Consider the following 24,092-nt stretch of genomic DNA (forward strand, 5'->3'; position numbering starts at 1 on the left):
GATCTACTATCAAAAAGAAGTTGTCAAGATCACATCCCCCTGCCGCTACCTACATTGGGCCGGGATTAGCCTTCCGGGGCGTCGGCAATGGCCCGGGAACGGACCCTGCGGACATGGTCCGCCATGGCTGCCGCCGCCTTGTCCGGGTCCCCGGCGGTAACGGCGTCCAGGACTGCCTGGTGTTCCGCGATGGCGTGCTCGGCATCCGTAATGCCCACGCCGCCGAAAAGGCGGAACCGTTGGACCTGTCCCCCGAGGGCCGAGTATGCGGCCTCCATAAACTGGTTTCCGGTCTGCTGTGCAATCAGCTGGTGGAACCGCTCGTCCGCTTCGAGGTAGTCCTTGAAGTCGGCAAACGAAGGCCCCCGCGGTGCGGATTTCAAGTCCTCGACGGCCTGTTCGAGCTCGGCGAGGCCACGCTGGTTGATGCGTTCACAGGCCAGTCGGGCGTTGACAGGCTCGATTGCCAGCCGGGCCTCCATCAGCTCTGCAAAATCCTCCCGGGTGAAAACGGGAGCCACGCGGTAGCCTTTCAGCGCCACCCTCCGGACCATCCCGGTGTGCTCAAGCCGCGCCAGGGCCTCGCGGACCGGGGTGGGCGAAACGTCCAACTCGCGGGCCGTCCCGTCAATGCTGACCACGGCACCGGGCGTCAGCCGGCCATCCATAAGGGAGGCCAGGAGCTCCGCATAAACGTGGTCCGCCAGCACCTCGCGGCTCACCGCCCGGCCAGTCCTGCGGGGGCCGGTCTGGTCATCTGGCCTGCTGCCGGCGCGGGGGCCTTTGGACGCTTTTTGCATATTCAGATCCTATAGGAAGCGTCGGCCATCGATCGCTTCCGGGACGCCAAGAGCCCCGGCCAGGCGGACCTGGTCGGGGCTCTTTATGACGCTGTGCACGGACTCGTGGCCCGGGCCGAAGCAGCTCAGGCGAGCAGGGAGGGCTTCAGCTGTTGCAACCGGCCGAGGAGGCCGTTAATGAACGACGGCGATTCATCCGTTGAGAGCGTCTTGGACAGCGCCACTGCCTCACTGACGGCGACGCCGTCGGGAACGTCATCGTTGTACAACAGTTCCCAGGTGCCGATCCGCAGGATAATGCGGTCCACCGAAGGCATACGTTCCAACGTCCAACCCTGGGAATAGGTCTCGAGAAATTCGTCGATGGCGCTCTGCTGTGAGACGACGCCCTCCACGATTTCCAGGGTGTACGGGTTCACGATCTGGTCCGTCAGTTCGCGCCGGGACCTGAGTACATCAAAAGCGGAAACCGAGCGCTGCTCAGCTTCGAAGAGAACGTCCAGCGCCCTGTTACGGGCCTTACCGCGTGCGCTCACTACTCGCTGACCCGGCCAAGGTAGCTGCCGTCGCGAGTATCGACCTTGACCTTGGTGTTGTTCTCGACGAACAGCGGAACCTGGATCTCGTAGCCCGTTTCCAGCGTTGCGGGCTTGGTGCCGGCGGACGAGCGGTCGCCCTGCAGGCCAGGCTCGGTGTACGTGATTTCCAGGACAACGCTGGGCGGAAGCTCAATGTACAGCGGGTTGCCTTCGTGGATGGCGATGTTCACCATCTGGTTCTCCAGCATGAAGTTCGTGGCGTCGCCAACAGTGGCGCCGGAGACCGTGAGCTGGTCGAAGTCCGAGGTGTCCATAAACACGAAGTCGGCGCCGTCCTGGTACAGGTACTGGTAGTCGCGGCGGTCAACCGTGGCGGTCTCGATCTTAAGGCCGGCGTTGAACGTCTTGTCTACAACTTTGCCGGACATCACGTTCCGCATCTTGGTCCGCACAAACGCGCCACCTTTGCCGGGCTTGACGTGCTGGAATTCGATGATGTTCCAGAGCTGGCCCTCGAGCTTAAGGACCGTTCCGTTCTTGATGTCGTTAGTGGTTGCCACTGGTATCCTCTGGTTTCTATCTGTCTGGTCAGTTGTCAGACGTTCTATGCCGGCCAGGCATGCCGAACGGCCCGCCAGCGCGTGTTTATCAAAAATCCAAGAACCATTCTACCGGTAAAACCAGGGCGGCTCGTGTCCGGTCTTTCCCGGCCACCTGCCCCCGGAACGTGACAGGTCTCTCAGCAGGCAAGATCCAGCACATCGCGCGCCCGCTGAAGCGCCACGGTGGACGAGTAAATCTGTGCCGCATCAGCCGATTGCGCGACCCGAAGATCCAGTGCACGGGAAAAGGCTTCCACCGCTGCGGACGTGTGTCCGGCGGCGTACTGGGTCTTGCCCAGATGTTGCAGGACCGCGGCTTCACGGTCAGTTCCGTGGAACTCCGCGAGCAGCTGGCGGAACAGGTCAAGGGCGCGGTCCGTGCGGTGAGTGACGCGCAGCACCTCGGCTTCGAACGTGCGAAGGCGGAAGGACTCTGGGTCTTTGAAGCGGGCCTCCGCAAGCAGCTCGGCCGCCTCCGCCGCATGTCCCTCCACGATCAGGACGAAGATCTGGTCCGACGGGTCCGTGGATGCCGCCAGGGCCTCGCGGCAGGCATCCTCGTTGACGATCTCCGGCAGCAGGGACTCCGGGCTGATCCTGATTCCGGGGAAGCCAGCCTCGGGCCAGTCGCTGGTGCCCTCCACGTTGCCCTGCATCAGGACGCGATTTCCTGGTAGGCCGCGAAGAGCAGGGATGTGTCCGGGACATCCAGGATGCCCGGCTTGGCGATCCCGTCCAGAACCACAAAGCGCAGGAGGTCCCCGCGTGATTTCTTGTCCCGCCGCATGCCGTCCAGCAGTCCCTGCCAGCGGTCGCGGCGGTACGTGACGGGGAGGCCCAGGGTTTCCAGGATGCTGCGGTGGCGATCGGCGTCGGCGTCGCTGAGCCGGCCGACGCTGCGGGCAAGTTCAGCGGCGAACATCATGCCCACCGATACTGCCGCGCCGTGGCGCCAGGAGTACCGCTCCACGAGTTCAATGGCGTGGGCCAGCGTGTGGCCGTAGTTCAGGATTTCGCGCAGCCCGGATTCCTTGAGGTCTTCCGAGACGACTTTGGCCTTGACCGCAATGGCGCGTTCAATGAGTTCCCGCAGGGCGTCCGAGCCGGGGTCGGTGGCCGCCGCGGGGTCCTTTTCGATCAGGTCAAGGATGGTCGGATCTGCGATGAAGCCGCATTTAATGACTTCAGCCATACCGGAAATGATTTCGTTCCTGGGCAACGTGTTCAGCGTGTCCAGGTCCACCAGCACGCCGGCCGGCGGGTGGAAGGAGCCCACGAGGTTCTTGCCCTCTGCGGTGTTGATGCCGGTCTTGCCACCCACGGAAGCATCCACCATGCCCAGCAGGCTGGTGGGCATGTGGATGACCTTGACGCCGCGGAGCCAGGTAGCCGCCACAAAACCCGCCAGGTCGGTGACCGCCCCACCGCCCACTGCCACGATGGCGTCGGAGCGCGTGAAGTCGTTTTGGCCCAGGACCTGCCAACAGAAAGCAGCAACCTGGACGTGCTTGCCCTCCTCGGCGTCCGGGATTTCCGCCGTCAGCGAGGTGAAACCAGCTGCAGCGAGTTCGTCGCGGACAGTGTCACCCGTGAGCCGCAGAGCACGGGGATGGATGACCAGCACACGCCGGACCCGCTCCCCCAGCAACGCCGGAAGGTTCCCCAGCAGACCGCGGCCAACTACGACGTCGTAATTCTGCCCGGCGGATTCGCCGGTGACCTTGATGACTGTTGAATCAACGCTCAATTTTCAACTTCCTGTTTGGCGGCCGCGTAGTCACGCAGCGCAACTTCGAGCCGGTGTCCCAGCTCGCTGACCGAGCCATGGCGGACATCCACCACGAGGTCGGCCAGCCGTTCGTAAACGGGTTTCCTGGTAAGAAAGAGTGCGGACCATCGGGCCATGGCATCGCCGGCGAGCAGCGGCCGGCCCGAGTTCCGGGCAATGCGGACGGCCACAGTTTCCTCATCACATTCGAGGTACACCACTGTGCAGCGCCCCAGGAGCTGCTGCGTGCCGGAATCCAGCACTGCACCGCCACCCAGCGAAATCACGCTGGCTGAGCCTTCTGCATGTTCCACAGCGCTGGCCACGGTCCGGGCCTCAATCTCCCGGAACGCGTGCTCGCCGCGGCCTGCAAAAATGGAGGCGATACTGCCATGGGCGTCCACGATCAGATTGTCAGTATCGACAAACGGCACGTCCAGCAGCTTGGCCAGCTCGTGGCCGATCGCGGACTTTCCCACCGCCATGGGTCCGATGAGGACAATGGGCCGGTTGCCAGGCACACCGGCCTTACGGCTCCCGGGCACTAGTGGCCGATCGAGTCCAGGGATGCCGGAATGTTGTCCAGGTAACCCTTGATGTTGCGGGCGGTCTCCGCCACGGAGTCACCGCCAAACTTTTCGGTGACGGCTTCGGCCAGCACCAGCGCCACCATCGCCTCAGCTACAACACCGGCGGCTGGCACGGCACAGACGTCCGAGCGCTGGTGGTGCGCCTTTGCAGGCTCGCCCGTGCTGACGTCGACCGTGCGGAGGGCGCGGGGCACCGTGGCGATGGGCTTCATTGCTGCACGCACGCGCAGGACGTCGCCGATGCTCATGCCACCTTCAATGCCACCTGCCCGGTTGCTGGTACGGATGATCTTGCCGTCCGCGTCCTTGACGATTTCGTCGTGGGCTGCGGAACCGCGGCGCGCAGCTGTCAGGAAGCCGTCGCCGACTTCCACGCCCTTGATGGCCTGGATGCCCATCAGGGCGGCGGCGAGCCGGGAGTCGAGCCTCCGGTCCCAGTGAACGTAGCTGCCCAGTCCCGGCGGCAGCCCATACGCGAGGACTTCCACTACGCCGCCCAGGGTTTCGCCTTCTTTGTGTGCGGCGTCAACCTCGGCCACCATGGCGTTGGACGTCTCGCGGTCAAAGCAGCGCAAGGGATCAGCGTCGAGTGCGATCACGTTCGCGGGAACGGGCAGCGGGCGGCCCTCGGGCACCGTCACGCTGGCGATCGAGACTGTATGACTGACCAGTTCGATGCCGAGCGCCTTAAGGAACTGGGACGCGACCGTGCCCATGGCAACACGGGTGGCGGTCTCCCGGGCGCTGGCGCGCTCCAGGACTGGTCGGGCTTCGGAGAACCCGTACTTCTGCATGCCCGTGAAATCTGCGTGTCCCGGACGGGGCCGGGTCAGGGGCGCGTTGCGGGCCTGGTCCGCCAGGATTTCCGGATCCACCGGATCGGCAGCCATGATCTGCTCCCACTTGGGCCATTCGGTGTTGGCTACCTGGACGGCCACCGGACCGCCCTGGGTCAGGCCATGGCGGACGCCGCCGAGAATGGTGACGACGTCCTGCTCGAACTTCATTCGTGCGCCCCGGCCGTAACCTAGGCGGCGGCGAGCCAGTGAGTCGGCGATCTGCCCGCTGGTGAGTTCAACACCGGCGGGGACGCCTTCAATAATTCCCATCAGGGCCGGTCCATGGGATTCACCGGCAGTCAACCAACGCAACATAATTTCCATCCTGCCACGTATGGCGGTCAGAACGCCCGTCGGGGAAGGCCGACTGCGTCACACATCACATCTATGACAGCTGCATTCACGTCATCACCGCGGCCGGTGAACAGGCGTACCTGTTCCACCGCCTGGTACATCAACATCTCGAGTCCGGGCACCACCGCACCCCCGCCGGACTGCCACGCCGACGCAATCTGGCTGGGCCACGGATCATAGGCCACGTCCAGGAGAACCCCGGGTGTTCCGGTTCCCAAGGCGGCGATTTCCGCCGCCAGCCCGTCCGCTGCGCGCGGCGGGAGCGTGGAGATTACGACGTCGGCACTTGCGGTCGGAACGGCGGCTTCGGTCAGCGGCCGGACGACGATGGAAAGACCCACTCCGGCCGCGGCGGCGCGTGCTTCCCCTGCCCGGGAGGTATCCCGGACGAACACCTGCGCGTGCTGCGTGCCCAGGTCCTTGAGCGCGGCCACTGCGGCTGCGGCGGTACCGCCTCCGCCCAGGACCACGGCAGCGGGGCTGGCTGCCACCCCGGCGTTAAGGACAGCGTTGACGATGCCGGCCACGTCGGTGTTGTAGCCGATGCGCCTGACGGAGCCGAGGTTTTCCTCGAAGGCGACGGTGTTGACCACGCCCAGTGTCTGTGCCACGCCGCGGACTTCGTCCACTTCGGCAAACATGCCTGATTTCAGGGGCATGGTCACGGACAGTCCACGCCAGCCCTGCTGCGTCCTGATCTGTTCCATAAACGCCGGCAGCGACTGCTCGGTCAGGTCCAGGGCCGTGTAGCCGATGTCCATCCCGAGTTTGCCGTAGGCCGCAAGGTGCAGGGCCGGGGACTTGGAGTGGCTGATCGGATGGCCCAGGACGGCGGCCCGGAGACTCATGCGCAGCGGCCCACGTTGGCCTGGCACCAGGTGTTGTACTGGTTGACGTAGATATTGTGTTCGTCGAGCGTCTTGGAGAACCTAGTCTCCTTCGTGTCCAGGTTGATGGTTACCCAGTACAGGTAGTCGTTCGTTTTGGGCTTCGCCGCCGCATCGATGGCGGTCCTGCCCGGGGAGCCGATGGGCCCCGGCGGCAGGCCCGGGTTGGCGTATGTGTTGTACACGTTGGATTTGTCCTGGCGCTCTTCATCGGTGAAGTTGAAGCTCTTGGTGCCCAGCCCGTACGTCACAGCAGAATCCACCTGCAAATATCCGGAGGTCTGGTCATTCGGCTTGAGGCGGTTGTAGATGGCCCCGGCAACGTCGCCGTACTCAGCCTGTCCGCCTTCGGCCTGGACAATGCTGGCCACGATCACAGCTTCATACTGCTTCCCCGGATCAGTGATGCCCTGTGCCACAAGTTCGTCCGTGGTTACTTTCACCAGCGATTGGAGGATTTCCTTGGCCGGTGTGCCAAGCGGGAAGCGGTACTCCCCCGGGGCGAGGAAACCCTCAAGGTTTTTGGCGTTGGCTGGGAGCCCAAACTGTGCGGGAGCGTTGCTGAACTCCTTCAGTTGCTGCAGCGACACACCGGAGCCCTCGGAGATGGCCTGAAGCGACTCCCCGACCCTGAGACCGGCACTCAAGGCGAAGTAGATGACCTTGCTCTTGTCGGTGCCGAGCAGGAGGCTGACGGCGTCGGAGTTCTTCATTTCCATCTTGAACGTGTAGTCCCCGGGCGACAGGGTTCCGCCGGAGGAAGCAAATGCCTGCAGGAAAGTGTCAGCGTTGGCCACGACTTTTCCGTTTTCCAGTTTGGTGGCCACGGAGCGCGTACCTTCACCTGGCTGGACCGAAACTATGACTTCGCCTGTACCGGGGCCGGGGTAGTCGGCTGCCTTATCGTTTCCCAGCAGGGGCTTCAGGAACTGCGCGCCCACGGCGATCGCTGCCACGAAGACCACGAGAGTCAGGAACAGTGCCAGGAGGCGGCGCCGGCGGCGCACCTTCTTGGAGGGCTTTGCCACTACGGAACCCGCGGCTGCGCCGGCGAACAGGCCGGAGTCGGCATGATCATCATCTGGATAGTGGTCATCCACAAGGTGATCATCAAGGTGGCCTGCATCATGGTGTTGCCCGTCCGGATACTGGTGTCCGGCGTCATGGAGCGCTTCGCCAGGGTTGTGGTGCCCGGCGTCGTGGGCTTCATGAAAGTGCTGGTCTTCAGGGTGGTAATCCTGATCCGGGGCGTCATCCGGATGGTGGTCTGCGATGGGTCCGGCGTCCTGGATGGAGGGCGGCACATCCGGAGCTGTGGGAATAATCGGCTGCAGCTCAGTCTCGGGCGCATGGACCGGTTCGGGTGCGTGGACCGGTTCCGGCTGGGGCTCGGGGGCAGGCTCAGGAGCGGGTGCAGCTTCGGGACCGGGAGCCGTGGCAGGTGCAGGCGCATCCTGCCCCGTTTCGTAGGCCTGTTCGGGAACCACATCGCTGCTTCCCGTGTGCTTCTCCAGGGCGCGGAGCTCTTTTCGGGTCAGCGGCCTGGCGCCATCGTTGCTCGTGGCGCCTGAGGCGTCGTCGTTATTGGACGGGCTCACTGTAGCCTTCCGTGTTCTGGGATCGGGTCGTGCCTTCAGGGGCCGCATGTTCGGGCTGAACCGCCGAACCTGCTCCGGATGGCCGAGTACGGGGCGGCGCAGTCACGCGGCTGCCAACGTCCGTTCCCCTGGCTTTCTGCATGTCGATGGCGTGCTGGAGGATGCCTGCCGCCGCGACCTGATCCACCACTTTACGGTGGTTCCGGCTGCTCATGCCAGCTTCGTGCAGGTTACGGTGCGCCGTAACACTGCTCAGGCGCTCGTCCACCAGGTTGACGGAAACATCCATTTCGCGGGCAACGAACTCCGCAACCAGCAGTTCGGCGTAGACGGTGGCCATCCTGGCAGAGGCGTGTTCCTCGCCCTTCATGGTGCGTGGCAGCCCGACGAAGACCTGGACGGCGCCGAGCTCCGCAGCGAGCGACACGATGACACGCACGTCGGAATTCCTCTTGACGTTGCGGTCCAGGGTCTTGTGGGGGGTGGCGAGGATTTCGTCCCGGTCGCAGATGGCGACACCCACGCGCACGGTGCCGACGTCTACCCCCAGTTTAATGCCCTGCGGATAGACGGCGGCGCCAACGGATTCTGTCACAGCTTCCCTAGCGCCGGGAGATGGCGTCCACAACGGCGGCCAGCGCCGGTGCGATGTTGGCGGCGTCCGTGCCGCCACCCTGGGCAACGTCGTCCTTGCCGCCGCCGCCGCCGCCGAGGATTCCGGCCGCGATCCGGACCAGGGCACCGGCTTTCACCCCGGCTTCCCGGGCTGCTTCGTTGGTGGCCACAAGAATCATGGGCCGGTCATTGCTGACACCGGCCACTGCCACGGTGGATGCTCCCGAACCGAGGCGGTTGCGCAGGTCGAGGGCGAGGTTGCGGATGTCGTCTGCCCCGCCGATCTGGCCGGCGTCGTGTGCGATGACCTGGATGCCGGCTGCGTCCCGTGCTGTGCCCACGAGGTTTCCGGCCGCCGCGGCGATTTGTTCCTTCCGCAGGCGGTCGAGTTCCTTCTCCGTGGCCTTGAGCTTGTTCAGCGTGCTGGCGATCCTGTCGGCGAGCTGGCCGGAAGGCACTTTGAGCATCTCGGTCAGTTCAGTCACCAGGGCGCGCTCGGCGGCCAGATGGCGGAAAGCATCCATGCCCACGAAAGCCTCAACCCGGCGGTTGCCTGAACCGACTGACTGCTCGCCGAGCAACGACAGGCTGCCGATCAGGGACGTGTTTGCCACGTGCGTGCCGCCGCAGAGTTCCCGGGACCACGCGCCGTCGATCTCCACAACACGGACTTCACTGCCGTAGTTTTCGCCGAAGAGCGCCATGGCGCCCAGGGCCTTGGCCTCTGCCAGGCCCATGACCTTGGTCTCCACGCGGAAGTTGTTGCGGATGGCGAGGTTGGAAACTTCCTCTATTTCCGAACGCGCGGCGGTGCTGAGGCCTTCGCCCCAGGCGAAGTCGAAGCGCAGGTAGCCGGCCTTGTTGTAGGAACCGCGCTGGGTTGCTTCGGGGCCGAGGATCTGGTGCAGGGCGGCGTGCACAATGTGCGTGCCGGTGTGGGCCTGCTCGGCCGCGTGGCGCCGCTCGCGGTCCACGGCGGCGCGGACCAGCGAGTCGGTGCCGATCTCGCCTTCGCGGACGATTGCCTTGTGGACGCTCAGGCCCTTGAGGGGCCGTTGGACGTCCAGGACCTCGACGACGAATCCGTCACCGGTGATGAGGCCGGTGTCGGCCGATTGGCCGCCTGCCTCAGCGTAGAACGGGGTCTCCGCCAGGACGAGTTCAATTTCGTCGCCGGTGGCGGCGTGCCCCACGTTCTGTCCGCGGCTCAGGATGCCCCGGACCCGGGACTCACCATCCAGCTCGGTGTACCCGGTGAAGACAGTCTCGCCCTGCGCCAGCAGCTCCTGGAAGGCGCTGAGATCGGCGTGGCCGCCCTTCTTGCCCTTCGCGTCGGCCTGCGCACGGTGGCGCTGTTCGAGCATCAGGCGGCGGAATTCCGGCTCATCGACCTTGAGGCCGGCTTCCTCAGCCATCTCCAGCGTGAGGTCGATCGGGAATCCGTAGGTGTCGTGCAGGGCGAAGGCATCGGCGCCGGACAGCGCCGTTCCGGCGGCTTTGGACTCCGTCACGGCGTCTTCGAGGCGGGCGGTGCCTGAAGCGATGGTGCGAAGGAAGGCCCGCTCTTCGGCATAGGCGATCCGGCTGATGCGGTCAAAGTCGGTTGCCACGATGGGGTAGACGCCCTTCATGGCATCACGTGAGGCGGGGAGCAGGTCCGGCAGGCAGGCCTTTTCGACGCCGAGCAGACGCATGGAACGCACGGCGCGGCGGATCAGGCGGCGCAGGACGTAGCCGCGGCCCTCGTTGGACGGGGTCACGCCGTCGGCGATCAGCATGAGGGCCGAACGGATGTGGTCGCCCACCACCCGCATGCGGACGTCGTCCGTGTGGTGCGGATCCTCGGGTGTTTCGGCCGACGTGTACTCCCGGCCCGACAGTTCGGCTGCCTTGTCGATCACAGGCCGGACCTGGTCGGTCTCGTACATGTTCTCGACGCCCTGCAGGATCATCGCGAGGCGCTCCATGCCGAGGCCGGTGTCGATGTTCTTTTTGGGCAGCTCCCCGACGACGTCGAAGTCGTCTTTGGAGCGCACGTTGTCAATCTGGTACTGCATGAACACCAGGTTCCAGATTTCAACGTAGCGGTTTTCGTCCGCAATGGGACCGCCCTCGACGCCGTAGGCAGGGCCCCGGTCGTAGTAGATCTCCGAGCAGGGGCCTGCGGGGCCCGGCTGGCCAGTGTGCCAGTAGTTGTCGGCCTTACCCATACGCTGGATACGCTCGGACGGAACGCCGGTGTTTGTCAGCCACAGCTCCTTGGCTTCGTCGTCCTCTTCGTAAACCGTCACCCACAGCAGTTCCGGCGGAAGGCCGTAGCCGCCGTCGTCCACGCTCTTGGTGAGCAACTCCCAGGCGTACTTGATGGCGTCTTCCTTGAAGTAATCGCCGAAGGAGAAGTTGCCGCACATCTGGAAGAACGTGCCGTGGCGGGCGGTTTTGCCCACCTCTTCGATGTCACCGGTTCGGATGCACTTTTGAACGCTGGTGGCCCGGTCGAACGGTGCCTCTTCACGGGCAGTCAGGTAAGGGATGAACGGGACCATTCCGGCCACGGTGAACAGGAGGGAGGGGTCGCTGGAGACCAGCGAGGCGGAGGGAACCGCGGTGTGCCCTTTGCTGACAAAAAAGTCCACCCAGCGCTTTGTGATCTCCTGCGACTTCATGAGCTGATTACATACCCTTCTCGGTTCACGCGTTGTGCCACGCATGACTTATTGATTCAGACGGCAGCGCCGGCAAACGGCGGCTGCTGGTTTAATTCCGGCGCGATTTTCCCGTGCGTTCAGCGCCGGGCTGGATCCCGCGATGGGACGGCCGGGGAATCGATCCCGAGGGCGGCCCGGAGGTCCGTCTCGCGCTCATGCATTCCGGCACGCACGGCATCGGCAAAGTCGTACACGCCGTCGGCCAGCCTGCCTACGGCGCGGTTCAGGCCCTCGGGCCCCAGGTTGGACTGGGCTTCGCTGATCTTACGGAAAGCGATGACACCGATGGCCACGCCGATTCCCATCCAGACAAATCGCTTCATTTCAGTTCTCCGGTGGCTTAGCGGCTACGACGGCCGGGGGAAGGCTTCTTGCGGTTGGCGAGGGCCGAGCGCACGCCGTAGCTGAAGGCCGCCACCTTGATCAGCGGTGAACCCACGGTCGCTGCAACGAGCGATGACAGTGCCGAAAGGTTTGCCGACGCATCCGAAACGTTGGAGGCGATGCCATCCACCTTCCTGAGCTGCTGGTTGGTGGTGGAGACCGTCGCCGTGACTTCGTCCATCAGGGGCGTGGCGCCATCGCTGAGGGACCGGATGGACGTCCGAATTTCTTCCAGCACACTGCCGAGCTTCAGGATGGGCACGGCGAGCAGCAGCACCAGGAGTGCGAACACTCCGGCCGCGATCAGGCCGGCAATATCGCCACCAGACATAGACGTTCAACTCCTTGAAACTGACATGGATCTTTTATCTCCGCGTACGCTGCCTTGATGCGTTCCGCAGATGTCCCCCAAGTACCTTACATACAAAGAAGCCCGTGGCGCTTGCCACGGGCTTCTTTGGATACGCTGCTGGGATTTAGCGTGCGTAGAATTCGACGACGAGCTGCTCTTCGCAGGTTACGGGAACCTCGGAGCGCTTCGGGCGACGGACCAGGCGGGCCTGCAGGGCGTCAAGCTTGACGTCCAGGTAGGCCGGAACCTGGGGCAGGACGTCGCGGTGTGCGCCGGCTGCTGCAACCTGGAGCGGAACCATGGTTTCGCTGCGGGTGTGGACGTGGACAAGCTGGCCTTCGCTGACGCGGAAGGACGGGCGGTCAACACGGATGCCGTCAACCATGATGTGGCGGTGCACAACGAGCTGGCGGGCCTGGGCGATGGTGCGGGCGAAGCCGGCACGCAGCACGAGGGCGTCAAGACGCATTTCGAGCAGTTCGATCAGGTTTTCACCGGTCAGGCCCTTGGTGCGGCGGGCTTCTTCGAAGGCGCGGGTCATCTGGGCTTCGCGGATGCCGTACTGGGCGCGCAGACGCTGCTTTTCGCGCAGACGTACGGCGTAGTCGGAGTCCTGCTTCTTGCGGGCACGGCCATGCTCACCGGGGCCGTACGGGCGGCGCTCCATGTACTTGGCGGCCTTGGGGGTCAGAGCAATGCCGAGTGCACGCGAGAGGCGTGCTGTACGGCGAGCACGAGTGTTGTTAGCCACTTGTGTCCTTCCAATATCTGCGGTGTGTCAGTGTTACTGGCCTCCATAATGGAGAGCATCGGCCAACCGCTGCCTTTTGCTACTGGGCACAGGGCTACTCCAACGAACCAGCAGGAAATACTGAAGGATGAGGAGATTGCGTCCGCGCCTTGCCAGACAACGAACAATCTTAGCAGGATTCGACTGCAATCCCACACTCCGGCCGCCGCTCACCCGCGTCACTCCGGTGGCAGCACTGCCGGTGCACTCCATAGCGCACGCCGGTCAGGAACCGCGGATGATCTTCCGCAGCCGTTCGAGGCGCACGGCGATGTCCCGTTCCGCGCCGTTGCCGGTGGGCTCGTAGTAGTCCCGGCCCACCAGGTCATCCGGCGGGTACTGCTGGCTGGCCACGGAATGGGGGGCATCGTGGGCGTACTTGTAGCCGAGCCCGTGGCCCAGCTGTTTGGAGCCCGGGTAGTGCGCATCACGCAGGTGCGCCGGGATCCCGTTGCCCAGGCCGGCACGGACATCCGCGACTGCCTTGTTGATCCCCATGTATGCGGCATTGGATTTCGGCGCGGTGGCCAGGTGCACCACGGCCTCGGCCAGGACGATCCGCCCTTCGGGCATGCCGATCAGCTGCACCGCCTGGGCGGCGGCAACGGCCGTCTGCAGCGCCGTGGGGTCCGCCATTCCCACGTCTTCCGCCGCCGAAATCACAATGCGCCGGGCGATGAATCTCGGGTCCTCCCCCGCCTCCAGCATCCTGGCGAGGTAGTGCAGTGCGGCGTCCACGTCGGACCCGCGGACGGATTTGATGAAGGCGCTGGCGACGTCGTAGTGCTGGTCCCCGGCGCGGTCGTACCGCACGGCGGCCACATCCAGGGCACGTTCGGTGTGCTTGAGCTCGACGGTGACCAGCGACTCGGCATCGGCGTCGTCCGCATCCCCGAATGCCACGCCCGCCGCCGCTTCGAGGGCTGTCAGTGCACGGCGCGCGTCGCCGCCGGCGAGCCTGACGAGGTGGGCCAAGGCCTCAGCACCGAGCTCCACCTTCCCGTTCAGGCCGCGATCGTCGGACACGGCGCGCTGCAGGAGCCCTTCGATGTCCGCCTCCGTCAGTGGTTTCAGGGTGAGCAGGAGGGAACGGGACAGCAGCGGCGAGACCACCGAAAAGGACGGGTTTTCGGTGGTTGCCGCCACGAGCACCACCCAGCGGTTCTCCACCCCGGGCAGCAGGGCATCCTGCTGTGCCTTGTTGAAGCGGTGGATCTCGTCGAGGAAAAGCACCGTGGTGGTTTTGTACAGATCCCGCGCTGTGAGGGCTTCGTCCATGACGCGCCGAACGTCCTTGACGCCCGCGGTGATGGCCGACAGCTCCACGAACTTCCGCCCCTTGCCCTTGGCGATCACGTGGGCGAGCGTGGTTTTTCCGGTCCCGGGCGGTCCCCAGAGGATCAGGGAGCTGGGGCCCGCCGGACCCAGGGCGTCCGTGCCGGCCGCCAGCTGCCGCAATGGCGATCCTTGCCCCAGCAGGTGCTGCTGGCCCACCACATCATCGAGCGTGCGTGGCCGCATCCGGACGGCCAAGGGGCTGCGCGGCGCGGCGGTACGGCCGGACGACGGCGGTTCGTCACTGTCGTCGTCGTCATTGCCATGCCCTTGGGCGAAGAGATCATCCACATAGATAGGCTACTCATTAGTTCACCGCCCCATTTCCGCCCGCCATTTTCTGCCCGCCACCTAAGGGATCCCGCCATGAGCGCACGCAGCACCACCGGCGCCGGCCGTCCGGGGTCCGTCAGGACCGCGTTTGTGTCCGGCGAACGCCTGCCCGGATGGGCGGAGCGTTTCGGGGCCGCGCACGGCGGCTTCCGGATCAGCGATGACGACGCCGGCGTGCGGCTGCTGGCGGCCGACGGCACCACAGCGCTGCTCCAGGCGCCCTGGCCACCGGACGGACGCCCTGGACGGGGAGCCGATCCGCTGGCGCGCCTGGCCTCCGTCGCCGCCCAGCCCCGGACGGCCGGACTGGTCCTGGTGCGGCGCGGCGGCTACGCGGCGGCCGTGGCCAGGGAAGGCATCCTGCTCGCGTCCAAAACGGGCACCCGCTACGTACAGTCCCGGACTGCGGCCGGTGGCCAGTCCCAGCAGCGGTTCGCACGCCGCCGGGCCAACCAGGCGGATGAGCTGGTGGAGAAAGTGGCAGCACATGCAGCAGCAGTCTTCGGCGGCCAGCCTTTGGAGTATCTTGCTCCCGGCGGGGACCGGACCCTTGCTGGGCTGGTCATGGGCCACCCTGCCCTGAGGCCCTATGCCTCACTCCCCCGGCTGGACTTCCTGGATGTGCCCGATCCCAGCGGCTCGGTGCTGCGGAAGGCCGCCGCGGATGTCTGCGCCGTCAGGATCCAGGTCGCAGACGCACCGGCGACCAACCGGACGACCAACCCGAATTTCCCGGCCGCTTAGCAGCCGGTCAGATGGCGCTTGGGCCGTTCCTGCCGGTAGAGGTAGCGGCCGGTTTCCCGGAATCCCGCCTTGGCGTAGAGCTGCTGGGCGCCGGAATTCGCTACAGTGACCAGCAACCAGTAGCCGGCTAAGTTCCGGGCGCCGCCTTCGTGCAGGAGTGCCCGCATAATCCGCAGGGCATGGCCGCGCCGCCGGGCGTCCGGGCGGGTGGCCATGCAGTAAAGCCCGCCCCAATCCCCTGTCGACTCCGCGTCAGGAACAGCCAGCCGTCCGACAGCGGCGGGGGCACCGTCGTCGGACCTCACCAGGGCATACACCGACGGGCAGCCTGCCAGGATGCGGCGTGCTGTCTCCCGCCCGCCCGGGCCGCCACGGCCATCGACGCTCCACCACAGCGCAAGCCACTCATCGCTGGCGTCCGTGGAGATCTCGACGCCGGGATCGGCCACCGCGGGGTGGGTCACCGCTGGTCGAGCCGCAGGTTGGTCCGCGCCGTTGGCGCCGCTGCTCCGGCACATCACCAGTGTTTCGGCTTGCCGGGTGAAGCCTTCCCCGTCGAGGACGGTATTCAGTCCGGTGGAGCGGGGATCATCAAAGACCTGCAAAATCAGGGGCAGGCGCCGGCTGCGGTACCACAGCCGCGCCGCACGCAGAGCCTCGTGCTGCTCGTGGGTCTCGCCTTCCGGCTCGCGCGGCCAGACCGAATTCGCGCGTTGGGTCACGCCGGAGGCCGCGCGAAGCACCCAGCCGTCGGACTCCTCGCGCTCCGGGGCCGGCCAGGCCGCATCCATCATCGCCTCAAGCCCCGGCATGGACGGTGCTGGGACTGAAATTGTCATGGCATACCACCCTTCAGAATGCGAAAGACCCCCCGGTTTCCCGGGGAGCCTCTCGAGCGCCGTATTCAGATTACTCGGCCTTTTTGGGCTCTTCCGGCCTCGTTTGGGGCTTGAAGTCCACGCCCGCTTCCTTACGCTGCTGCGCCGTGATTGGTGCGGGTGCCTGCGTCAGTGGGTCGTAGCCGTTGCCGGTCTTCGGGAAGGCGATGACGTCGCGGATGGACTCCACCCCTGCCAGCAGTGCAACCACACGGTCCCAGCCGAACGCGATGCCGCCGTGCGGAGGAGCGCCGAACTTGAAGCCTTCGAGCAGGAAGCCGAACTTAGTCTGGGCATCTGCCTTGTCCAGCCCCATCAGTTCGAAGACCCGCTCCTGGACATCACGCTCGTGGATACGGATAGAGCCGCCACCGATTTCGTTGCCGTTGCAGACAATGTCGTACGCGTAGGACAGGGCCGATTCCGGATCCTTGTCGAACGTGTCCATGAACTCGGGCTTGGGCGAGGTGAAGGCGTGGTGGACGGCCGTCCACTTTCCGGCACCAACAGCCACATCGCCGGACGCCACCGCTGCGGCGGCCGGTTCGAACATGGGGGCGTCAACAACCCAGCAGAAGGCCCAGGCGCCGGGATCGATCAGGCCGGTGCGGTGGCCGATCTCCACGCGGGCAGCACCCAGGAGGGCTCGGGCCGCTGACTTCTCACCGGCGGCGAAGAAGATGCAGTCGCCCGGCTTGGCGCCCACGGCGTCGGCGAGGCCTGCACGCTCGGTTTCGTTCAGGTTCTTGGCAACCGGGCCAGCCAGTTCGCCGTCTTCCTTGAAGAGGACGTATGCCAGGCCCTTGTGGCCGCGCTGCTTGGCGAATTCCTGCCAGCCGTCCAGGGTGCGTCGCGGCTGGGAAGCGCCGCCGGGCATCACCACGGCGCCGACATACGGGGCCTTGAAGACGCCGAAGCCGGTGTCCTTGAAGAATTCGGTGAGCTCAGTCAGTTCCACGCCGAAACGGAGATCGGGTTTGTCCGAGCCATAGCGCGCCATCGCATCTGCGTAGGTGATGCGCTGGATGGGGGTGGGGATCTCGATGTCGATCAGCTTCCACAGCGCCTTGACGATGTTTTCGCCGAGCGCGATGATGTCGTCCTGGTCGACGAAGCTTGCTTCGATGTCCAGCTGGGTGAATTCGGGCTGGCGGTCGGCGCGGAAGTCCTCGTCGCGGTAGCAGCGCGCGATCTGGTAGTACTTCTCGAAGCCACCCACCTGCAGGAGTTGCTTGAAAAGCTGTGGGGACTGCGGCAGCGCGTACCAGGAACCCGGCGCCAGGCGGGCGGGCACCACAAAGTCGCGGGCGCCTTCCGGCGTCGAACGTGTCAGCGTGGGGGTTTCGATCTCGACAAAACCGTCCTGGTGGAGCAGTTCGCGCGCAATCCGGTTGGCTTCGGAGCGCAGCCGGAGGTTGCGGGCGGGGCCGGGGCGGCGCAGGTCAAGGTAGCGGTGCTTCAGCCGTGCTTCCTCACCGACTTCCACGTGCTCATCGATCTGGAACGGAAGCGGATCGGAGGTGTTGAGGATAACCACCTTGTCCGCGATGACCTCGATGGCGCCGCTGGCAAGGTTGGGGTTTTCGTTGCCCTCGGGGCGCTTGGAGACGGTGCCGGTGATCTGCAGGACGTACTCGTTGCGCAGGCCGTGGAAGACCTCTTCCTCACGGACCACAACCTGGGCCACGCCGGACGCATCGCGCAGATCCACGAATGCAACACCACCGTGATCACGACGGCGGCCCACCCAGCCGGCCAGGGTTACGGTTTGTCCAATGTGCTCGGAGCGAAGGGATCCGAGGTCATGTGTGCGCAGCACAGCACGCCTTTCTGAAGACGACAGCAGGAAAACAAAAGATAAAAACTGCATAGGATCGTTCCGGGAACAATCCCGTCTGAGTTTACCCGCTGGAAAGGCCCGCCTACCCCATGTCCGAACACCAGCAGCTGCAACGGAGGCTCGGCGTGTTTGACGCCACGTCCATCGGCCTCGGCTCCATGCTCGGGGCCGGCGTTTTTGTGGTCTTCGCCCCGGCCGCGGGACTGGCCGGACATTTCCTGGTCCTCTCCGTCCTGATCGCGGGTGCCGTGGCCTACTGCAACGCGGTGGCTTCCGCGGAGTTGGCCGCACGGTATCCGGCGAGCGGCGGAACGTACGTATACGGACGCAAACGTTTGGGGGAATGGCCTGGTTTCCTGGCCGGCTGGGGATTTGTCAGCGGCAAGACGGCCTCCTGCGCCGCCATGGCCCTCACCTTCGGCCACTATGTCTCCCCGGGCTACGCAGTGCCGGTGGCCATCGCTGCGGTCGTGGCGCTGACCGCTGTGAACCTGTTTGGGATTACCCGCACAGCGCTGCTGACCAGGATCCTGTTGTGCGTTGTCCTGGCCACGCTGGTGTTTGTCGCCGTTGCCGCGATCGTGGGGCCGCATCCGTCCGGCTTTTCGACAGGCGGCACGGCCGACGGCGGAGCTGCCGCTGGCATTAGCGGCGTCCTGCCGGCCGCCGGCCTGATGTTCTTCGCCTTCGCCGGCTATGCGCGCATCGCCACCTTGGGCGAGGAAGTCAAGGACCCGGCCAGGACCATTCCGCGCGCGATCCTGGCGGCCCTCGCCGGAGCCTTCGTTATCTACCTGGCGATGGCGCTGCTGCTCCAGAACCACTTGACCGAAGGCCGGTTGGCCGCCGCTTCGGCCCCGCTGCTGGACGCAGTGGTTAAGTCGCAGCTGGCCGCCGGCGCACCGGTCGTCCAGGCCGGCGCGGCAGCGGCCTGCCTGGGCGCGTTGCTGGCCCTCATCACCGGGGTGGGCCGCACCACCCTGGCCATGGCGCGGGAACGCGATCTGCCGGCGCCCCTGGCACGTGTGGGCGGCAGGCACACGGTGCCGTTCGTGGCAGAACTGGCGGTGGCCGCCGTCGTGATTCTCCTGATCCTGACCACTGACGTGATGACGGTGGTGGGGTTCTCCAGCTTCGGCGTGCTCATCTACTACGCGGTGACCAACGCCGCGGCGTACACCCTGGAGGAGCATCCGGCCCACGGCCCACGGTGGCTCAATGTGGCCGGCTTCATCAGCTGCCTGCTGCTGGCCTTCACATTGCCGCCCGCCTCAGTGCTGGGGATGGCCGCTGTCCTGGCCGCAGGAGCGGCCGTCCGCTTCGGGGTGCTTCGACTGCGCCGCTAGCCGGCGCCAAACTGCGCCGGTCAGGCCGGCTGGCCGGCTGCTGCCTCGAGCGCTGTTCTGACCTGGACCTTGAGGTCTTCCGACGGCGGCGCCCAGGTTGCGGGATCGGCGTCGGCCTGCTGGCCGGACCGGATGTCCTTGACCTGGTGCTTGCCGTCGTCGTCGGTGAACCAGACGAACGGGATGCCGCGGCGGTCCGCGAATTTGATCTGCTTGCCGAACTTCTCCGCCTTGGCAGCCACTTCCGTGGCAATGCCCCGGCTGCGGAGCTGGGCAGCGACATCCTGCGCCGCATCCCAGCTGTCGTCAGTGCTGAGCGCCACCAGCACGGCGGTGGGGACCGACCGTGAGGCCTTGGCCAGGTCCTGGCTCAGGATGCGCGACACCAGCCGGGTCACACCGATGGAGAGGCCGACGCCTGGGAACTTGCGGTTGCCCTTGCTCGCCAACGCGTCGTAGCGGCCACCGGAGCAGATGGAACCGAGCTGTTCGTGGCCCACCAGGACCGTCTCCACCACCGTGCCGGTGTAGTAGTCCAGGCCGCGGGCGATGCTGAGGTCGGCAATGACCTTGCCAGGCGCGCGCTGCACGGCGGCCGCGATCACCTGTTCCAGTTCATTGAGGCCCTCCTCGAGGAGGTCATTCGACACGCCGAGCGCCCGGACCCGGGCCACAAACGAGGTGTCCTCGGTGCGGATTCCTGCCAGCTTCAGCGCCGCCTGCGCCTGCTCATCGGAAGCACCCAGTTCAGTCCTGAGCAGCTCTGCGACCTTGGTTGCGCCAACCTTTTCCAGCTTGTCGATGCTGCGGAGCACGCCGGCGGTGTCGTCAAGGCCGATGCCCCGGTAGAAGCCCTCGGCAAGCTTGCGGTTGTTGATCCGCAGGCGGAAGTCCGGAATCGGCAGGGCGCTCAAGGCTTCCGCGATGACCAGGGCAATCTCCACGTCATAGCGAAACGGCAACTCCCCGTCGCCCACAACATCGATGTCTGCCTGGGTGAATTCGCGGGCCCGGCCTTCCTGCGGGCGTTCCCCGCGCCAGACTTTCTGGATCTGGTAGCGCCGGAACGGGAACGCGAGGTATCCCGCGTTCTCGACGACGTACCGCGCAAAAGGCACCGTGAGGTCGAAGTGGAGGGCGAGGGCGTTGGGGTCAGATTTGCCAGCCTTCCCCGCGTCGGAGGTATCGGCGTCGTCGTCCTGAAGGCGGCTAAGGCCGTAGACCTCCTTATCAATCTCACCCTTTCGCAAGAGCTGGCCGACGGTTTCCACGGCACGCGTCTCGATGGACCCGAAACCGTGCAGCTCAAAAACCTTGCGAAGGGTGTCCAACACGTGCAGCTCCACCAGCCGCTCCTCGGGAAGCCACTCGGGGAATCCGGACAGGGAGGCGGTGCGTGCCATGGTGGATGTTCTCCTCTTGATGAAGGGTGCCTGAGACTTTGCCCGGCATTCCACCCGAAACGGGCGGGGAACGGCGGCAGTCCGGCAACTCATGCATAAACTATGTGCGGCAGTCAGTTTATGCGTCATCCGCCGGCATCTCTAATACGGCGGCCGGCAGCGCAGAGGGCGGCCGGCAGACACCCGCGTTCGGATTCAGTATTGACCGGACACGGCCCGACATACAGGAGGACCATTGGCGGCCAGTTCACGCAGCGCCCGCGAAGCCAAACGGCGCATCCAGCAGATGGAGGCAAAGCGCGAGCTGCGGCGGGACCAGGAAAAACGGCGCAAGCGCGACAACCTCATCGCCGCCGGCGCCGGCACCGCCGCCGTCCTGCTCGCCGTCGTGCTCCAGCTGACTGCCTTTGCCGGCAACCCCACGGAGGACGAATACGCCGCCGGTGTGGCCGGCCTGACCAACCCAAGGGACTCCCCCGCGCCTTCCGCGCCCGCCACGAACGGCGCCAACATCCCGGCCGCGGACACCGCCGCTGGCAAGGTGTTCACCGGTGAAATGGCACTGAACGGAAACGTGCTCGGCGTCGAAATCGACGGCACCAAGGCACCCCAGGCTGCCGCGGTCTTCAAAGCACTGACGGACGAGGGCTTCTACAACGGCAGCGCGTGCCACCGGCTGACTACGGGTGAAACCTTCGGACTCCTGCAGTGCGGTGGGGCCACCGCTGCCGCCGACCCCGGGTACACCTGGGGACCTCTCGAAAACACTCCGGCAGACAACGCCTACCCTGCAGGCACGATTGCAATAGCCCGGTCCGGCGACAACGCCTACGGCAACGGCAAACAGTTCTTTGTGGTCTACAAAGACACAGTGATTCCCGCCGACTCGGCCGGGGGCTATACGGTGGTGGGCAAGGTGACCTCCGGAATGGAAGCAGTGAACGCCATTGCCGCCGCCGGAATCACCCCCGGCTCCAGCGCATCAGACGGAGCACCTGTGCAACCAGTCACGATAGACTCGGTTTCTCTGAAGTAGGAAGCCAGGCCTCATGGCCGCGGTGCAGTACGTGAGTATTTCCCTCCAAGCGAAAGACTTTTAGCGGTGACAGACAGTCAGAAATCCGACGAAACAACAGCAGACCTGACCGAGGTAGCAGCCCCCGTGGCTGACCAGGCAGACGCTGTCCAGGCAACCGCCGAGCAGGCCACGGTTGAAACCGAGGCTCCAGCGGACGTGGATCAAGACGGCGTGGCCGCCCCGTTTGAGGGTGACGAGGCCGGTACGCCCCCCGCTGAAGAGCCTGCGGCCGTTGACGACAGCGCGGCTGTTCAGGCTCCCGCTGAGGAAGCCCCGGCACCGGCGCCTGCTCCGGCAGCTCGACCCGCTCCGTCACCGGCAGCCTTCGCCGCCCGGCCCAAGCCGGCAGCAGCCGCACCTGTGGCAGCACCGGCATCCGTCGCCTCCGCGACCTCGCTGGCGGAAGCCGCAAAGTGGGGCCGTGTCGAGGGTGACGGCCACGTATTCCTGACGATCGACGGCGATGAGCACCCGGTGGGCCAGTACCCCGGAGTCAGCAACGACGAAGCCCTTGCCTACTTCGCACGGAAGTATGACGACATTGTTGCGCAGGTCCTGCTCCTGGAGCAGCGCATCAGCTCCAAGGCGCCCAGCACGGATATGCAGAAGACCGTCACACACCTGCGCGAGCAGCTCGCGGAGCGGAACATGGTGGGAGACATTCGTTCCACCGAAGCACGGCTGGATGCTGTTTCCGTGCAGATCGCCGAACTCGAAAAGGCAGAGAAGGCGGAACACGACGCCGTTCGCTCTGCCGAGCTCGCGGCCCGTGAGGCCATCGTGGCGGAAGCCGAAGAGATCTCGGGCCAGGATCCTGCACAGATCCAGTGGAAGACCTCCAGCGCCCGGATGAACGATCTTTTTGAAAGCTGGAAAACAGCCCAGAAGGGCGGCATCCGGCTCGGCCGCAGCAACGAGGACGCCTTGTGGAAGCGGTTCCGTGCCGCCCGTACCGTCTTCGACCGTCACCGCCGCGCCTACTTCTCCCAGCTGGACAGCACCAACTCGGCCGCCAAATCGGCCAAGGAAAAGCTCATCACCGAAGCCGAGGCCTTGTCTTCGTCCACCGACTGGGGCTTCGCCGCGGGCGAATACCGCCGGCTCATGGATGAGTGGAAAGCCTCACCTCGCGCCAGCCGCAAGGACGACGACGCCCTCTGGGCACGTTTCCGTGCCGCCCAGGACGTGTTCTTCACACACAGGCAGGCTGCCAACGAGGAGATCGACCAGGAATACGCCGCCAACCTCACGGTGAAGGAAGCGCTCCTCATCGAAGCGAACACCATCCTGCCGGTCAAGGACCTGGCCGCTGCCAAAAAGGCGCTTCAGTCTGTCCGCGACCGCTGGGAAGAAGCCGGCAAGGTCCCCCGCGCCGACATGGGACGCATCGAAGCCGGCCTCCGCAAAGTGGAGGACGCTGTCCGCCACGCCGAAGAGGAAAACTGGCAGCGTTCCAACCCCGAGACGAAGGCCCGCACCAACAGCGCCCTGTCCCAGCTGGAAGCAGCCATTTCCGGTCTGCAGGACGATCTCGCCAGGGCCGAAAAAGCCGGCGACCAGCGCAAGATCAAGGGGGCCCGCGAGGCCCTCGAGGCGAGGCAGGCCTGGTTGGACCAGATCCAGCGCTCGGCCAGCGAACTCTCCTAGTCAGTAGTTTGTAGGACGCCTTTCGTTAGGCGGCTGTCGCAGGACCCCCAGGCCCGGCCCCGGTTATCCACATAACCGGGACCGGGCCTGTGCGGGTTAAGGACGACGCGGCAAGATGGAGGGATGGCCACTTCCTCACCGCCCCAATACCCGGACCTGTATTCGCCGGGGAAGCCCTTCGCGTGGCCCGAACTCCAGTCGCTGGCAGCGGACGGCGTCCTGGCGCAGTTCCACCAGCACGGATTCACGTTGCCGGACGCTGCCGCGTCTCCCCAGATTCGGGCCAGAACGGTGGCGAGCGCGGTGCCGGCGGCGGTCAGGCAACGCGTGGTGGCCGGGCGGATGACGGCGGCGTGGATCTATGGCTGTGCTGCTGAACCGGACCGCCTCGCGTTACTTGTGGATGCGAAGCGGCGGATTTCGAGCCTCCGCAACACCCGGGGGTGCACGCTCCATGAAGTCCGGCTGGGCCCGTTCGACGTTGTAAGCATGGGCGGGCTGATGGTATCCAGTCCGCTGCGTACCGCCGTGGATATTGCGCTGCACGTCGACGCCCACCGGGCCTTGCCCGCGCTGGCGGGGTTGCTGGCCCGCCCGGAGCAGGACGTGCGGTTGCGCTTGCTGATCCTGGCCATCGAAGCCAGCCCCCGGGTCCCGCACAA

General features: G+C 65.5%; 22 protein-coding genes and 1 pseudogene. 5 read left to right on the forward strand and 18 right to left on the reverse strand.

Annotated features, from left to right (window positions below):
- Positions 1-65 precede the first annotated feature (65 nt).
- From FYJ92_RS10250 to FYJ92_RS10320, 15 genes are all read right to left on the reverse strand, one after another.
- Entirely contained in the window at positions 66-800 is a 735-nt protein-coding gene (locus tag FYJ92_RS10250; RefSeq protein ID WP_185260651.1) for a GntR family transcriptional regulator, read from the reverse strand.
- Positions 801-925: 125 nt separating this feature from the next.
- Positions 926-1,336 (reverse strand): transcription antitermination factor NusB, encoded by a 411-nt coding sequence (gene nusB, locus FYJ92_RS10255; protein ID WP_185260652.1) that lies wholly within the window; start codon positions 1,334-1,336, stop codon positions 926-928.
- On the reverse strand, positions 1,336-1,899 hold the full coding sequence (gene efp, locus FYJ92_RS10260) for an elongation factor P (RefSeq protein WP_056340266.1): 564 nt from the start codon (positions 1,897-1,899) through the stop codon (positions 1,336-1,338). Before efp ends, nusB begins: the two co-directional genes overlap by 1 nt.
- Positions 1,900-2,078: 179 nt before the next feature.
- Positions 2,079-2,597 (reverse strand): tetratricopeptide repeat protein, encoded by a 519-nt coding sequence (locus tag FYJ92_RS10265; RefSeq protein ID WP_185260653.1) that lies wholly within the window; start codon positions 2,595-2,597, stop codon positions 2,079-2,081.
- Positions 2,597-3,688 carry a 3-dehydroquinate synthase gene (aroB, locus tag FYJ92_RS10270; RefSeq protein WP_185260654.1) on the reverse strand — a complete coding sequence of 364 codons (1,092 nt, stop codon included), beginning with the start codon at positions 3,686-3,688 and terminating at the stop codon, positions 2,597-2,599. Before aroB ends, FYJ92_RS10265 begins: the two co-directional genes overlap by 1 nt.
- Positions 3,685-4,194, reverse strand: a complete 510-nt coding sequence (locus FYJ92_RS10275; protein WP_227008214.1) for a shikimate kinase — start codon at positions 4,192-4,194, stop codon at positions 3,685-3,687. Before FYJ92_RS10275 ends, aroB begins: the two co-directional genes overlap by 4 nt.
- Positions 4,195-4,253: 59 nt before the next feature.
- Positions 4,254-5,453: a chorismate synthase gene (gene aroC / locus FYJ92_RS10280; protein ID WP_185260656.1), complete on the reverse strand. Its 1,200-nt coding sequence runs from the start codon at positions 5,451-5,453 to the stop codon at positions 4,254-4,256.
- 26 nt (positions 5,454-5,479) lie between these two features.
- Positions 5,480-6,340 (reverse strand): shikimate dehydrogenase, encoded by an 861-nt coding sequence (locus FYJ92_RS10285; RefSeq protein WP_185260657.1) that lies wholly within the window; start codon positions 6,338-6,340, stop codon positions 5,480-5,482.
- Positions 6,337-7,977: an endolytic transglycosylase MltG gene (gene mltG, locus FYJ92_RS10290; RefSeq protein ID WP_185260658.1), complete on the reverse strand. Its 1,641-nt coding sequence runs from the start codon at positions 7,975-7,977 to the stop codon at positions 6,337-6,339. Before mltG ends, FYJ92_RS10285 begins: the two co-directional genes overlap by 4 nt.
- Entirely contained in the window at positions 7,961-8,572 is a 612-nt protein-coding gene (ruvX, locus tag FYJ92_RS10295; RefSeq protein ID WP_185260659.1) for a Holliday junction resolvase RuvX, read from the reverse strand. Before ruvX ends, mltG begins: the two co-directional genes overlap by 17 nt.
- 7 nt (positions 8,573-8,579) lie before the next feature.
- A complete protein-coding gene (alaS, locus tag FYJ92_RS10300) occupies positions 8,580-11,258 on the reverse strand; it encodes an alanine--tRNA ligase (RefSeq protein WP_185260660.1) in 2,679 nt (892 codons plus the stop codon).
- 119 nt (positions 11,259-11,377) lie between these two features.
- A complete protein-coding gene (locus FYJ92_RS10305) occupies positions 11,378-11,623 on the reverse strand; it encodes a DUF6167 family protein (RefSeq protein WP_219729655.1) in 246 nt (81 codons plus the stop codon).
- Positions 11,624-11,640: 17 nt separating this feature from the next.
- Complete coding sequence (locus tag FYJ92_RS10310) at positions 11,641-12,015, reverse strand: DUF948 domain-containing protein (protein WP_185260661.1); 375 nt, start codon at positions 12,013-12,015, stop codon at positions 11,641-11,643.
- A gap of 145 nt (positions 12,016-12,160) precedes the next feature.
- Positions 12,161-12,787 carry a 30S ribosomal protein S4 gene (gene rpsD, locus FYJ92_RS10315; RefSeq protein WP_058932352.1) on the reverse strand — a complete coding sequence of 209 codons (627 nt, stop codon included), beginning with the start codon at positions 12,785-12,787 and terminating at the stop codon, positions 12,161-12,163.
- A 264-nt stretch (positions 12,788-13,051) separates the two neighbouring features.
- The gene (locus tag FYJ92_RS10320; protein ID WP_185260662.1) at positions 13,052-14,452 is read right to left on the reverse strand and encodes a replication-associated recombination protein A; all 1,401 of its coding nucleotides are present in this window, start codon (positions 14,450-14,452) and stop codon (positions 13,052-13,054) included.
- Positions 14,453-14,527: 75 nt separating this feature from the next.
- Here FYJ92_RS10320 and FYJ92_RS10325 point away from each other — a divergent pair, with 75 nt between their 5' ends.
- Positions 14,528-15,238 (forward strand): acVLRF1 family peptidyl-tRNA hydrolase, encoded by a 711-nt coding sequence (locus FYJ92_RS10325; RefSeq protein WP_185260663.1) that lies wholly within the window; start codon positions 14,528-14,530, stop codon positions 15,236-15,238.
- On the opposite strand, the gene FYJ92_RS10330 is transcribed toward FYJ92_RS10325, so the two are convergent.
- Together FYJ92_RS10330 and aspS are read right to left on the reverse strand one after the other, a co-directional pair.
- Entirely contained in the window at positions 15,235-16,077 is an 843-nt protein-coding gene (locus tag FYJ92_RS10330) for an N-acetyltransferase (protein WP_185260664.1), read from the reverse strand. The two genes, FYJ92_RS10325 and FYJ92_RS10330, sit on opposite strands and share 4 nt — an antisense overlap.
- Before the next feature lie 70 nt (positions 16,078-16,147).
- Positions 16,148-17,935, reverse strand: coding sequence for an aspartate--tRNA ligase (aspS, locus tag FYJ92_RS10335; RefSeq protein WP_185260665.1), 1,788 nt, complete (start codon positions 17,933-17,935; stop codon positions 16,148-16,150).
- Positions 17,936-18,045: 110 nt separating this feature from the next.
- Here aspS and FYJ92_RS10340 point away from each other — a divergent pair, with 110 nt between their 5' ends.
- Entirely contained in the window at positions 18,046-19,302 is a 1,257-nt protein-coding gene (locus tag FYJ92_RS10340; RefSeq protein WP_185260666.1) for an APC family permease, read from the forward strand.
- A gap of 20 nt (positions 19,303-19,322) precedes the next feature.
- Here FYJ92_RS10340 and hisS read toward each other — a convergent pair whose 3' ends face one another.
- Positions 19,323-20,705, reverse strand: coding sequence for a histidine--tRNA ligase (hisS, locus tag FYJ92_RS10345; RefSeq protein ID WP_185260667.1), 1,383 nt, complete (start codon positions 20,703-20,705; stop codon positions 19,323-19,325).
- Positions 20,706-20,940: 235 nt separating this feature from the next.
- On the opposite strand from hisS, the gene FYJ92_RS10350 reads away from it, so the two are divergent.
- The 3 genes and pseudogenes from FYJ92_RS10350 to FYJ92_RS19025 form a co-directional block, all read left to right on the forward strand.
- On the forward strand, positions 20,941-21,741 hold the full coding sequence (locus tag FYJ92_RS10350; RefSeq protein ID WP_185260668.1) for a peptidylprolyl isomerase: 801 nt from the start codon (positions 20,941-20,943) through the stop codon (positions 21,739-21,741).
- Between the two features lie 66 nt (positions 21,742-21,807).
- A complete protein-coding gene (locus FYJ92_RS10355) occupies positions 21,808-23,430 on the forward strand; it encodes a DUF349 domain-containing protein (protein ID WP_185260669.1) in 1,623 nt (540 codons plus the stop codon).
- A 342-nt stretch (positions 23,431-23,772) separates the two neighbouring features.
- Positions 23,773-23,958, forward strand: a pseudogene (locus FYJ92_RS19025) (hypothetical protein); the annotation flags it as partial.
- Positions 23,959-24,092: the final 134 nt, after the last annotated feature.

Source organism: Pseudarthrobacter sp. NBSH8, from assembly GCF_014217545.1.
GTDB lineage: Bacteria > Actinomycetota > Actinomycetes > Actinomycetales > Micrococcaceae > Arthrobacter.